This window comes from Chryseobacterium sp. P1-3, from assembly GCF_000738495.1.
GTDB classification, from domain to species: Bacteria; Bacteroidota; Bacteroidia; order Flavobacteriales; family Weeksellaceae; genus Chryseobacterium; species Chryseobacterium gallinarum.
In genome coordinates this window covers 208299-221589 of sequence record NZ_JPEQ01000014.1, presented here as the reverse complement: position 1 = coordinate 221589, position 13291 = coordinate 208299, and the positions used below count along the sequence as shown (strand labels likewise).

Below are 13291 nucleotides of genomic sequence, written 5' to 3'. Positions count from 1 at the left end.
CATAAAAAATTTGAGAATTCAAAAAATCCGTTCTATATTTGCACTCGCAAAAAAGGAGCAGTGATCTTTTGAATTCTTTTTTAATTTGCCTCCATAGCTCAGTTGGCCAGAGCACGTGATTTGTAATCTCGGGGTCGTGGGTTCGAATCCCTCTGGAGGCTCATTAATATAAAATATCTGGGGAGATTCCAGAGTGGCTAAATGGGACTGACTGTAACTCAGTTGCTTCGGCTTCGTAGGTTCGAATCCTGCTCTCCCCACATTTTATATTAGAGAAAAACTTGCAGAATTAAATTAGTTTTCTTAGTTTTGCACAGCGTTTACCAATAATTTTGGAAACAAAATTGCGGAAGTAGCTCAGTTGGTAGAGCGTCAGCCTTCCAAGCTGAATGTCGCGGGTTCGACCCCCGTCTTCCGCTCAGAAAAATCACACGTTAGGGGTGATTTTTTTTAACACTGAAATGTAAAGAGTAGAATTTCTCAACCACTTTCAGTCCTACTATTAAATGCCTCCATAGCTCAGTTGGCCAGAGCACGTGATTTGTAATCTCGGGGTCGTGGGTTCGAATCCCTCTGGAGGCTCATTAATATAAAATATCTGGGGAGATTCCAGAGTGGCTAAATGGGACTGACTGTAACTCAGTTGCTTCGGCTTCGTAGGTTCGAATCCTGCTCTCCCCACATTTTATATTAGAAAAAAAAAACTTGCAGAATTAAATTAGTTTTCTTAGTTTTGCACAGCGTTTACCAATAATTTTGGAAACAAAATTGCGGAAGTAGCTCAGTTGGTAGAGCGTCAGCCTTCCAAGCTGAATGTCGCGGGTTCGACCCCCGTCTTCCGCTCAAAAAAAATCACGCTCATTAGTGTGATTTTTTTAGTTGATGCCGACTTAGCTCAGCGGTAGAGTGCTTCCTTGGTAAGGAAGAGGTCACGGGTTCAAGTCCCGTAGTTGGCTCTCGATTTTCCCGGATTGATTCCGGGATTTTTTTTGCTCTAAACTTCAGGTAAGTGTAGAATTGTAAAAGTTGGAAACTAAACATAAAAGTTTGTTCCTCACAACTTGATCTCAATAGATACTCAATAGAAATGGACTTTAGTCCGTTTAAAAAAAAAAATAGACTCTTTTCCATTGGCTTTAGCCAAAACCTATATTATCCATAAGATAAAATAATTTAGAAGAGTGAGAATATAATCCGTTTTTTTCATATTCTATTTACTTCATCTTTAGAATCACAATCCTAAAAATTTTCTTTAAATTCGTGTAAAATAATTGTTGATGAATATTCTTTTATTAGAAGATGATCTCATTCTATCTGCTGAGCTTTGCCGATTTTTAGAATCTAATAATTTTACCTGTGATAAAATCTATGACGGAGAGACCTTTCTTCGCCAGATTAAAAGCAATAGCTATGATCTTTACTTACTGGATATCAATGTACCTAAAATAAATGGGCTGGACGTTTGCCAAACAATCCGGTCTTTTGATAAACATACACCCATTATCATTATTTCCGCTTATGGAGATATTTCGGATAAAAAGGATGCGTTTACAAGACTTGCTGATGATTATCTGGTAAAACCTTTCCAGTTTGAAGAGTTGCTTTTAAGAGTAAATTCTTTGTTAAGAAGAAAGGCTCCTTCTGATACTTCTGACCAGGATATCATCAGAATTGATGACCTGATTATCAATAAAACAGAACAGAAAGTATATCGTGGTGGAAATGAAATTACCCTTACTCTAAAAGAATTTCAATTATTGGTATATCTTGCGGAAGCCCAGGGAAGGACAGTTTCCAAACAGCAGATTACAGAACATGTATGGGAACATAATTTTAATACCAATACTAATACTGTAGAGGTTTATATCAATTTTTTAAGAAAAAAGATCGACAAAGATTTTAAAATTAAATTGATTCATACCCGTTCTGGATTCGGATATTACTTAAGCCCGCTATAAATGTCATTAAAAAGAAAGATTGCTTTAACGATCAGTATCGCCTTTTCATTGCTTTTTGGAATGGTAATGGCCGTTATTTATTTATCTTTTAATGATTTCAGAAGAGAAGAGTTTAAAGAAAGATTCAGACAAAGGCTTGAATTTACCACTCATTTCATTTCAAGATCTAAAGATTTTGAAGAAGAAGCACCTATTTTTTTTAATGAAAACTCGGACAATATCCTGCTGAATGAGAAAATTTTGATTTTTAATGCAGAAAAAGAACTGATCTATAGCACAATCAAGGACCGCAATGTAACCTGGGATAACACCATGCTTAATGAACTGGATAAAAAAAAGATTATTTATACTGAAAAAACAGTTCCTGAAATTTATGCGGCATTAAAAAATATCAATGGGGAGAACTACTATATTCTTACGAGTGCGTTTGATACCAACGGAAAATCTAAATTGGTTTACCTTAAATACCTTCTGATTCTGTCCTATGTAATGAGTACACTTCTCATTGGATTTTTCAGTTATTATTTTGTAGAAAAATTCCTCCGTCCTTTGGAAGATCTTAATCAGGAAATCTCTGAGGTGACTGCTCATAAATTAACCACACAGATTCCGGTACAGAGTTCCAATGATGAAGTAGGGGTTCTCGCACAATCTTTTAATACAATGATAGCCCGGTTAAATGACGTTTTCCAATCTCAGAAAGATTTTACCGCCAGTGCTTCCCATGAGATCCGCACTCCTATTACAAGGATGGCTTTTCAACTGGAAAACTTAATTAAGTTTGAAGAGCATTCCCCTGAAACACTTTCCGCATTACAGCAGATACAGCGGGACGTTTATCAGTTGTCTGACCTGACTAATTCGTTACTGTTGCTTACAAAATTTGATAAAGAAAATATTCAGAGTATTTATGAAGAGGTAAGGATTGATGAGGTAATTTTTGAAGCTTTTGAAGCCGTAGAAAAAAGTTATCCGGATCTTAAACTTGATTTTTTGATTACTGAAGAAACCTCTGAAAATGCACTTCTTACTATCAATGGAATATCATCGTTATTAGTTATTGTTTTTATCAATCTGTTTAAGAATGCAGCTGTATATTCTGACAACGTTGAAGTAAAGGTTTTAATTACAGAAAATAACGATTATCTTACGGTGGATGTAATCTCTCGTGGAGATACAATTCCCGAAGAAGAGCGGTCCAAATTATTTGAAGCTTTTATGAGGGGGAACAATGCTCAAAATATAGCAGGATCCGGTTTAGGGCTCCGGATTGTGAAACGGATACTGGAATATCATGATGCGGGAATTTCTTATTCTTCTCCTGAAAAATACCTGAACAAATTCAGTGTAACTTTTAAAAAATAATTCTCTTTATATATTCAGCTCATAAATTAAAATATATTCTTTGAAATCCTGAAATTATTTTAGGTAAAATTCAAAGAGTGAGAAAAAAATGTTAAAGCCTTCTTTTTTGAATCCCTTTATTTAAACGATTTTAATTTTTTTTTAAGGATCCTTTAAGTTTCTTTTAATCACATCAAGGCAATTTTGTAAGTAAAAGAAAAATAATGAACAAAATTGCCGTGCTGTTTTTGGCTATTTCCTCATTCATGGCAGCACAACAACAAATGTCTCTTTTGGACTGTGAAGAAGCTTTTCAGAAGAACAATCTTCAGCTGCTTGCCGAACAGTACAATATCAGTATGGCTGAGGCGGATATTTTACAGGCCAGGATCTGGGAACTTCCACAGTTGAGCGGGCAGGTTAATGCATATAATCCCCAAGGGAAGAAAATATTCGATATAGGCCATTCAAAAGGAGCGGGTATCACCCAGCTGATTTATATGGGAGGCAAAAAGAAAAATGAAATTGCTTTCGCAAAATCCAATAAAGAACTGGCCCAGCTTCAGTTTACCCAGCTTTTAGTAGATCTGAGAACCCAGCTTCGTTCTGCTTACTTTAATCTTTACTATGAGAAATTAAAGCTTGAAAATACAAATAAGCAGTTAGGGTATATGAATGACCTTTTAAATGCCTATCGGATACAATCAGCCAAAGGAAACGTATCGCTGAAAGATGCCGTAAGACTTCAGAGTATTGTGATTCAGCTGAATCATGATAAACTCGCCATCAATAAGAATATTCTTGAGTTTGAGCAAAACCTGAAAGTGTTAACGGGAATTTCTGAAGATATAGAACCTCAGATGTCCGAGTCAGAAGCTAAAGAAGCATTGGCGGCTCAGCCTTTTGGGGATGAAGAAGAGCTGAAAAAAAAGGCGCTGGAAAATAACGCGGATTACCGGTACAATTTAAAACTGATTGATAATAGTAAGCTGTATGCTCAATGGCAGAAATCACTGAATGTTCCTGATCTGAATGTAGGAGCCGGCTGGGATCAGGCGGGAGGAACCTTCAATAATGAAATTAATCTGACGTTGGGGATTCCTTTACCTCTTTGGAAAGTAAATCAGGGGAATGTAGAAAAAGCCAATTATGCCATTCAACAAAACCAAAGAAATGCAGACTTTCAGAAACTAACCCTTGAAACAAAAGTTCAGTCTGCTTACAAGGCCTGGAAAGCACAGTATGATCAGCTATTGGAAATTAAAACTGCCGATCTCCAGAACATGGACCTGGTGTATAACGGAATGTTAACCAACTTTAGAAAAGGCAATGTGAATCTTATTGAATTTACAGACTTTATGGATAGTTACAGAGAAACTGCACTTCAGATTTACGATATGAAAAATGAAATTATGCAGGCTTCAGAGCAGCTTAATCAATTAGTACAAACCAAAATCTTCTATTAACAATGAAAAAATATATAATCCACGGATTGATAGCCTTATCATTATTGGCTTGTTCAAAAAAAGAGGAAGAAAAAACAGATAGGGCCCAAAAAGGCTTTGAACTCAGCAATACGATGCTGAATTCTATTTCTTTGGCAAAAGTTGAAAGAAAGAATATAGAAGATGAATATAGTTTTTACGGAAAAATCTCTGCCGATAAAAACAGCTATATAGATGTATATCCTCTGGTAGGAGGAAACGTGATGAGTGTAAATGTGGAACTTGGAGATTACGTGAAAAAGGGGCAGGTACTGGCTACCATCAGGAGTACGGAACTCGCCGAGATCCAGAAAGATGTAAGCGATGCCAAAACCGATTTGGTAGTTGCCAAAAACAACCTGCGTGTAGCAAAAGAACTATATGAAGGAAAACTGAATACGGAAAGAGATGTACTGGAAGCTAAAAGTCAGTTGCAGAAAGCACAGGATCAGCTGCAGAGGGCTACTGCGGTAAGTACCGTTTACAATGTAAAAACAGGAAATATTTATAGTGTTGTAGCACCAATCAGCGGATATATTGTTCAGAAAAATATCAATAAGGATATGCAGCTGAGAAGTGACAGGAGTGAAAATATTTTTGACGTAGCCAATACAACGAATGTATGGGCGATTATGAACGTTAATGAATCCGATATTGATAAAATAAGTCTTGGAATGAAAGCTCAGGTTTCTACACTTTCTTATCCGGATAAAGTATTTGACGGTAAAATCGACAAGATATTTAAAATTATTGATCCCCAAACGAATGCCATGCAGGCAAGAGTAGTGCTTGATAATGCAAACGGACTGTTGATTCCGGACAGTAAGGCTACGATAAAGGTGTCCAGTCTGGAAAGTAAGACGATGCTTACTGTACCTTCTAAGGCTGTGATTTTTGATGATAACAAAAGTTTTGTCGTTGTTTTTAAATCCAGAACGGATGTAAAAGTCAGAGAAGTGAAAGTTCTGAAACAGGTAGGTGATATTACCTATATTTCGGATGGTTTAAAAGAAGGAGAGGAAATTATTACAAATAACCAACTGCTGATATACCGCTCTTTGAATAGCTAACACTTGTAATGATATCCAATCAATTCTTTCAACGGCTTTTTTAGGTCATCAATGTATTCATCATGAACAAATTCATAAAAAATATAATCGCTTTTTCACTGAAAAATAAAGCATTTACCTTTATCTGGGTTGCTATTCTGGCGATTTCCGGATTTATAAGTTTCAAAAACATGCCTATTGAAGCTTTTCCGGATGTTACCAATACCCAGATTGTTATTATTACCCAATGGAATGGACGTAGTGCAGAAGAAGTGGAACGCTTTGTTACCACCCCCATAGAGCTGGCTATGAGCCCGGTTCAGAAGAAAACCAGTGTGAGAAGCACTACAATGTTTGGGCTTTCCATTGTTAAAATTCTGTTTGATGATGGGGTGGATGATACTTTTGCCAGAAATCAGGTCAATAACCAGTTAAGAACCATAAGTCTTCCTGATGAGGTAGATCCGGAAGTACAGCCACCCTACGGGCCAACCGGGGAAATTTTCAGATATACGCTTGAAAGTAAAACAAAAGATTCACGTAAGCTGCTTACATTACAGAATTGGGTCATTGACCGGGCATTGAGAGGCGTGCCGGGAGTAGCTGATATAAAACGTTTTCGGAGGACAGGATAAAGTATTTGAGCTTAGTATTGACCCTAGAGCATTGGATAAATATAACCTGACTCCGCTTCAGGTATATGATGCCGTTACCAAAAGTAACCTGAATGTAGGGGGAGATGTTATTGAGAAGAATGGGCAGGCTTATGTGGTAAGAGGGATCGGTTTGGTAAAATCGGTGGCGGATATTGGAAATATTACTATCCAGAATGATAGCGGAAACCCTGTTTTGGTAAAAAATGTAGCGGAAGTACACGAAAGCTCTATGCCTAGGGTAGGACAGGCAGCCCTGAACAATCACGATGATACGGTCGAAGGGATTGTGGTGATGAGAAAAGGCGAAAATCCGAGAGAAGTTCTGGTAGGAGTAAAAGCTAAAATTAAAGAGCTTAATGAAAAAATCCTTCCGAAAGATGTAAAAATGGTGACTTTTTACGATCGTGATAACCTGATGGATTTCACCACGCGCACCGTAATGCACAATTTAATTGAAGGAATTGTACTGGTAACCGTGATCGTTCTGATCTTTATGGCAGATTGGAGGACTACTTTGATCGTTTCCATTATCATTCCCTTATCCTTATTATTTGCTTTTTTATGTTTAAAACTGGCAGGAATGAGTGCCAATCTGCTTTCATTAGGAGCCGTAGACTTCGGAATTATCATTGACGGAGCCGTCGTTATGGTGGAAGGACTCTTTGTAATGCTTGACCATAAAGCTCATAAATATGGAATGGAAAAGTTTAATAAGCTGGCAAAAGGAGGATGGATCAAACAAACCGGTACAGGATTGGGAAAGGCAATCTTCTTTTCAAAATTAATCATTATCACTTCCTTAATTCCGATTTTCTCATTCCAGAAAGTAGAGGGAAAAATGTTTTCTCCTTTAGCTTTTACACTAGGATTTGCTTTAATGGGAGCGTTGATCTTTACATTAACACTTGTTCCCGTTCTTTCCCATATTCTTTTAAATAAAAATGTAAAAGAGAAAAACAATCCTTTTGTGAATTTTTGGGACAGGATCGTTTTAAAAGGATTCAACCTCACATTCAAACACAAGAAAATGAGTATGATTGTTGCGGTTTCATTTCTGGCAGTGACTTTGTTTTCTGGTAAATTCTTAGGGACGGAATTCTTGCCACAGCTGAATGAAGGTTCCCTTTGGATTACTGCAGAAATGCCGATGAGTTCTTCATTAAAAGAATCTCTGAAAACAGCAGACTTACTAAAGAAAGATATCATGAGTTTCTCTGAAGTTACAGATGTTTTGGCACAAACGGGGAGAAGTAATGATGGAACAGATCCCAACGGGTTCGGGTTCGTACAGTTTGCGGTAAACCTTAAACCCAGGGAAGAATGGAAGCGGAAGATTACTTATGATGAATTGATTAACGAAATTGATAAAAAGCTGAGGAGCTACCAGGGGATTACATTCAATTATTCCCAGCCGATTTCAGATAATGTAGCAGAGGCAGTGGCAGGCTTTAAAGCAGAAAACGGAATCAAAATTTATGGAGACAACCTGGAAACCCTGGATAAGCTGGCTCATGAAGTTTTGACAAAAATAAAAGATGTACAGGGAGTAAAAGATCCGGGAATCATTAAAAATATTGGACAGCCGGAAGTAAGTGTGATACTTGATAGAGATAAAATGGCGGCTTACGGTGTCATGCCGGCGGATGCACAGGCTGTTTTGGAAATGGCGTTTGGAGGAAAAACAGCTTCTGAAATGTTTGATGGAGAACGGAAATTTCCTATTCGTCTCCGCTATTCCCAGGAGTACAGAACAGATGAGAAGGATATAGCTTCACTGATGGTACCTACGCAGGAGGGTACAAAAATTCCTTTAAAAGAAATTAGTAATATCGTTAAGGACAACGGTGCTGCCTTTATCTACAGGGATAATATTAAAAGATATATAGGGGTTAAATTTTCAATCCGCGACAGGGATCTGGGAAGTACTATTGCCGATGCCCAGAAGGAAGTGGAAACTATAGAGCTTCCGGATGGTTATTCTGTAGGCTGGACGGGACAGTTTGAAAACCAGCAGCGTGCTTCACACCGTTTAGCCCAGGTGGTTCCTGTAAGCCTTTTAATGATTTTCTTTCTGTTGTTTATTTTGTTCGGAAACATCAAAGACTCTCTGCTTGTATTGGCCAATGTACCTTTTGCACTGATCGGCGGTATCATTGCATTGCATGTTACGGGGATCAATTTTGGTATTTCGGCAGGAGTAGGAATGATTGCCCTTTTGGGGATTTGTATACAAAATGGGGTCATCCTTATCACAGAATTTCACCAGAATGTTAAAAACGGATTGGATATAGATACCGCTATATTGAATGGAGTAAAATCCAGAACGAGACCAGTCATCATGACGGCATTGATGGCCTCTATCGGATTGATGCCGGCGGCTTTGTCTACAGGGATCGGATCGGAATCTCAAAAGCCTCTGGCTATTGTCATTATCGGAGGACTTATCACCGCTACTGTATTGACATTACTTATTTTTCCGATTATTTTCTGGATTTTCAACAGGACAAAAAAGCTTCGTCAAGTTTGATTATCTTTCATTTTATATCATAACTGAGCCTGAAATAATCTGTATTTCAGGCTTTTTCATAAAAGGTTTTCAGAAAGTTTTTTTCAATCAGGAAAATTATGTAAATTTGCAGTCTCAATACGTTGAAATATAAGGTTTGCCCTTCATTGAATAAGAATATTGAAAGTTTTTTTAACAAAAAGTTTTTGGTATCTAAAAATTCATTATATTTGCACACCGAAAATTTGAAAAACAATAAATAAATAATTTTAAATCATGGCAAAGGAAACGTTTAATCGTAACAAACCACACTTGAACATTGGTACTATTGGTCACGTTGACCATGGTAAAACTACACTTACTGCAGCTATCAGTAGTGTATTAGCTAACAAAGGTCTTGCTGAGAAAAAAAGACTTCTCTGCGATTGACTCTGCTCCAGAAGAAAAAGAAAGAGGTATCACTATTAATACAGCTCACATCGAGTACGAAACTGAAAACAGACACTATGCACACGTTGACTGTCCAGGTCACGCCGACTATGTTAAGAACATGGTAACTGGTGCTGCTCAGATGGATGGAGCTATCTTAGTATGTGCTGCAACTGATGGACCAATGCCTCAAACTAGAGAGCACATCCTTCTTTGCCGTCAGGTAAACGTACCAAGAATCGTTGTTTTCATGAACAAGGTTGATATGGTGGATGATGCTGAGCTTTTAGAGCTTGTTGAACTTGAACTTAGAGATTTATTATCTACTTACGAATATGACGGAGATAACTCTCCAGTAATCCAGGGATCTGCTCTTGGTGCTCTTAACGGAGACGAGAAGTGGGTTAAAACTGTAGAAGAATTAATGGATGCTGTTGATACTTGGATCGAGCAGCCGGTAAGAGATCAGGATAAGCCATTCTTGATGCCAATCGAAGACGTATTCTCTATTACAGGTAGAGGTACTGTAGCAACAGGTAGAATCGAGTCTGGTGTTATTAACACTGGTGATCCTGTTGATATCGTTGGTATGGGTGATGAAAAATTAACTTCTACTATTACAGGGGTTGAGATGTTCAGAAAAATCCTAGACAGAGGTGAAGCTGGTGATAACGTAGGTCTATTGTTGAGAGGTATTGAAAAAACTGACATCAAGAGAGGTATGGTTATCGCTAAGAAAGATTCTGTTAAACCACACAAAAAATTCAAAGCTGAGGTTTATATCCTTTCTAAAGAAGAAGGTGGACGTCACACTCCATTCCACAACAAATACCGTCCTCAGTTCTACGTAAGAACTACTGACGTTACAGGTGAGATCTTCTTACCAGAAGGTGTAGAAATGGTAATGCCTGGTGATAACTTAACAATCACTGTAGAATTGTTACAACCAATCGCTCTTAACGAAGGTCTTAGATTTGCGATCAGAGAAGGAGGTAGAACAGTTGGTGCTGGTCAGGTTACTGAAATCTTAGATTAATATCTTAAAATATAAAAAGCTTCCGTAAGGAACTTCTTTACGGAGCTTTTTAAACTACGGGCATCGTCCAATGGTAGGATACCGGTCTCCAAAACCGTTGATCAGGGTTCGAATCCTTGTGCCCGTGCAAATATAAATTATGAGTTCATTTGTCGATTTTTTTAAAAGGTTCTTATAACGAATTTAGACACAAAGTAGAATGGCCAAAATGGGCTGATCTTCAGTCTTCCACAATCGTAGTGACTATTGCGACAGTGATTCTGGCATTATTTACATTTGGAGTTGATGAATTGTTTTCCAAAGCAATCAGCAACATAATAGGAATGCTAATCAACTTGTTCAATTAATAATTAAGTATTTTCCATAATGAGCGAATTGAAATGGTATGTGCTGAAAGCTATCAGCGGACAGGAAAATAAAGTGAAAAACTATATTGAGACAGAAATCAAAACGTCTAGGGTTTGAGCAGTACGTTACTCAAGTGGTTATTCCTATGGAAAAGGTAATCCAAATTAGAAACGGTAAAAAAGTTCCTAAAGAAAGACCTTACTATCCTGGCTACCTGATGATTGAAGCTGACCTGATGGGAGAGATTCCTCACGTTATCAAGAATATTCCCGGAGTTATTTCTTTCTTAAGTTTAACAAAAGGAGGTGATCCTGTTCCTATGAGAAAGTCTGAAGTAAACAGAATGTTAGGAAGAATGGATGAACTTTCAGAATTTGCAAGTGATGTTGAAATTCCTTACATTGTAGGTGAGAACGTTAAAGTAATCGATGGACCTTTCAACGGATTCAACGGTACTGTTGAAAAGATTCTGGAAGATAAAAAGAAAATTGAAGTTTCTGTACTGATCTTCGGTAGAAAAACCCCAATGGAACTTAGTTACATGCAGGTAGAAAAAGTATAAGAATATTTATAATAAATATATAAAACCGCTGTTAAGCGGTTTTTTTTTTATTTCCATCATCTATACTATCCGAAAGAATCATGGATCAAGCGCAAAAATTGTGGTCTTATAATATTTAGATCTATTTAATTTTTAAAATTCACGTTTTGATTACTCTTTATTTTAAGTAAGCTGAGAAATGAAGCGAAGACTTTGCATGCACTTAGCCAGCAGCTATGCTGCTTCTTTGCCTACTTGAAATAGAACATTTATTTTTTTTTAAACTTTGCGTGAAAAACGATCTCAATAATTTTGACGTTTAATCAATAATAAACAGAATTTTTTACATTCAGACCCAATTTATTATGTCCCCAACTTTTGCTCCTGATCCAGGATCATGGATTGATTCCATTTTAATACTCAAGATTCTTTTTAATCTGAAATTTAGGAATTAGAAATAATTTGCTTATTTTTTATTGAAATAAATAAATATATTTTATTTCGTGGCATGCTTATTGCAAACTGTTAGCTAATTAATCCATAGAACTTTTCATATTTTATTCAGATACAGTGCAAAGCATATGTACATATGTTTGTGTGTCTGTTGTAAATATAAAAGCTATGGAGTAAGATGAGTTAGCCACATAAACACACAAAACAATGACGAAGATTATTTCGACAGTACTTCTTGCAAGTGCTGTATTTACTAATGCACAAGTTGGTATAAATACCAATACTCCTGAGAAGACCCTATCCGTAAATGGAACTATGAAAACATCCGGGATAGCTTTCAAAACTCCTTTGGAAAAGTTGGGAACTAATGAAAATTATACCTTCATCATTAAATCCCCGGCACCTGAAAACAAGATTACTGCTTATAATGATTCTTTTGTGCCTAATTCTCCGGCACCTATCAATCTTATTCAGTATAAAATTACCTGTGACCCCACAGATAAAGATTGGGTAAATCAGTTTGATACTAAAATAAACTCCAGTAAATTTCTGGTGGTAATCTCCTCATTTGGATTTACTCAACCGGTAAAAGCAGCTTCTCCGGACTGGCTAACGCCGGTACCACAGATTTTTGCCTATTCTTCAGGAGGGACATGGAAGCTAAAAGCAGATTACCAGGGGTTTGCACCCGATAGTTCTCTTCCAACAGGAGTATGGACACTTAATTTACTGGTTTATGACCGTGCCTATGCAAAGGAGTTTAATCCGACACAGGCAATGGGGACTTCAACAACCGGAACAGCTGCAGCTCCTTTGATTCAATAACATAAAAAAACATACTATAATGAGAAAAATAACCACATTCATCCTTGCGGTTGGTACTTTTCTAATTGCACAATCTCAAGTTGGCATTAATACTAAAACCCCGCAATCCACTCTGGATGTAGAAGGAGAAACTTTGGTGGAGTCTTACCTCATTGATACGGTAAATTCACCTGCAAGCGGAAATTATCTTCTGCTGACACGTTCTAAAGATACTACCCCTGTGGGGAAAGTAAAACTCCTGGACATTGCCCTTAGGAATGTAGCCCCGGTGAATTCATATAAAGTAGTTTTAACCAATGTTAAGCAGGATGAAGTAGTAAGCCTGAATACAGGATTAGAAACTAATAAATATGTAGTTGCTATTACCGGAGCTGTCTTTACCAATGCTGTTTCTGCAGCGAATATGTCGACTACCCCAAAATCCTATGGTGCTTATTCTACAGAAGTTACCCCGGTAACAAGCAATGGAAAAAGTTATCATGCTATTAATCTAAGTTTTAAAGGGGCAGGAACAGTTTCTTCAACAAATGGTACCTGGACTATCACCCTGAATGTTTTTGAAAGATCTCTGGTAAAAGACTGGGGAACATTCAATGGCTCAGTCACTGCAGCATCCGGTTATTCAGGAGTTTCAACCAATACTCCGCTAGGACTTCAATAAA

The 13291-nt window shown here is 37.3% G+C and carries 7 protein-coding genes, 8 tRNA genes and 3 pseudogenes; all 18 read left to right on the top strand.

The window, feature by feature from the left end; genetic code table 11:
- Positions 1–87 precede the first annotated feature (87 nt).
- The 18 genes and pseudogenes from HX13_RS18400 to HX13_RS18315 all read left to right on the top strand — a co-directional run bounded on the left by HX13_RS18400 (position 88) and on the right by HX13_RS18315 (position 13290).
- Positions 88–161: transfer RNA gene (locus HX13_RS18400), tRNA-Thr, on the top strand.
- An 18-nt stretch (positions 162–179) separates the two neighbouring features.
- Positions 180–260 (top strand) — tRNA-Tyr (locus HX13_RS18395).
- 86 nt (positions 261–346) lie between these two features.
- Positions 347–419 (top strand) — tRNA-Gly (locus HX13_RS18390).
- A gap of 89 nt (positions 420–508) precedes the next feature.
- Positions 509–582: transfer RNA gene (locus HX13_RS18385), tRNA-Thr, on the top strand.
- 18 nt (positions 583–600) lie between these two features.
- Positions 601–681, top strand: a tRNA-Tyr gene (locus tag HX13_RS18380).
- Between the two features lie 89 nt (positions 682–770).
- Positions 771–843 (top strand) — tRNA-Gly (locus HX13_RS18375).
- Positions 844–884: 41 nt separating this feature from the next.
- Positions 885–956 (top strand) — tRNA-Thr (locus tag HX13_RS18370).
- 321 nt (positions 957–1277) lie between these two features.
- Positions 1278–1958, top strand: coding sequence for a response regulator transcription factor (locus tag HX13_RS18365; protein ID WP_050022261.1), 681 nt, complete (start codon positions 1278–1280; stop codon positions 1956–1958).
- Positions 1959–3323, top strand: a complete 1365-nt coding sequence (locus HX13_RS18360) for an ATP-binding protein (protein WP_050022260.1) — start codon at positions 1959–1961, stop codon at positions 3321–3323.
- A 203-nt stretch (positions 3324–3526) separates the two neighbouring features.
- The gene (locus HX13_RS18355; protein WP_128572499.1) at positions 3527–4768 is read left to right on the top strand and encodes a TolC family protein; all 1242 of its coding nucleotides are present in this window, start codon (positions 3527–3529) and stop codon (positions 4766–4768) included.
- A 2-nt stretch (positions 4769–4770) separates the two neighbouring features.
- On the top strand, positions 4771–5856 hold the full coding sequence (locus HX13_RS18350) for an efflux RND transporter periplasmic adaptor subunit (protein WP_050022259.1): 1086 nt from the start codon (positions 4771–4773) through the stop codon (positions 5854–5856).
- Between the two features lie 62 nt (positions 5857–5918).
- Positions 5919–9018: pseudogene (locus HX13_RS18345) on the top strand (efflux RND transporter permease subunit).
- Positions 9019–9273: 255 nt separating this feature from the next.
- Positions 9274–10462 (top strand): annotated as a pseudogene (gene tuf, locus HX13_RS18335) (elongation factor Tu).
- Positions 10463–10518: 56 nt separating this feature from the next.
- Positions 10519–10589 (top strand) — tRNA-Trp (locus HX13_RS18330).
- A gap of 22 nt (positions 10590–10611) precedes the next feature.
- Complete coding sequence (gene secE / locus HX13_RS22250; RefSeq protein WP_128572498.1) at positions 10612–10809, top strand: preprotein translocase subunit SecE; 198 nt, start codon at positions 10612–10614, stop codon at positions 10807–10809.
- Between the two features lie 19 nt (positions 10810–10828).
- Positions 10829–11372: pseudogene (gene nusG / locus HX13_RS18325) on the top strand (transcription termination/antitermination protein NusG).
- Between the two features lie 639 nt (positions 11373–12011).
- The gene (locus HX13_RS18320; RefSeq protein WP_050022257.1) at positions 12012–12629 is read left to right on the top strand and encodes a hypothetical protein; all 618 of its coding nucleotides are present in this window, start codon (positions 12012–12014) and stop codon (positions 12627–12629) included.
- 19 nt (positions 12630–12648) lie between these two features.
- A complete protein-coding gene (locus HX13_RS18315) occupies positions 12649–13290 on the top strand; it encodes a hypothetical protein (RefSeq protein ID WP_050022256.1) in 642 nt (213 codons plus the stop codon).
- The last annotated feature ends 1 nt before the right edge of the window (position 13291 follow it).

Coding starts and splice junctions, on each gene's coding strand:
- HX13_RS18365 (WP_050022261.1), top strand. CDS start 1,278: ATGAATATTCTTTTATTAGAAGATGATCTCATTCTATCTGCTGAGCTT.
- HX13_RS18360 (WP_050022260.1), top strand. CDS start 1,959: ATGTCATTAAAAAGAAAGATTGCTTTAACGATCAGTATCGCCTTTTCA.
- HX13_RS18355 (WP_128572499.1), top strand. CDS start 3,527: ATGAACAAAATTGCCGTGCTGTTTTTGGCTATTTCCTCATTCATGGCA.
- HX13_RS18350 (WP_050022259.1), top strand. CDS start 4,771: ATGAAAAAATATATAATCCACGGATTGATAGCCTTATCATTATTGGCT.
- HX13_RS18320 (WP_050022257.1), top strand. CDS start 12,012: ATGACGAAGATTATTTCGACAGTACTTCTTGCAAGTGCTGTATTTACT.
- HX13_RS18315 (WP_050022256.1), top strand. CDS start 12,649: ATGAGAAAAATAACCACATTCATCCTTGCGGTTGGTACTTTTCTAATT.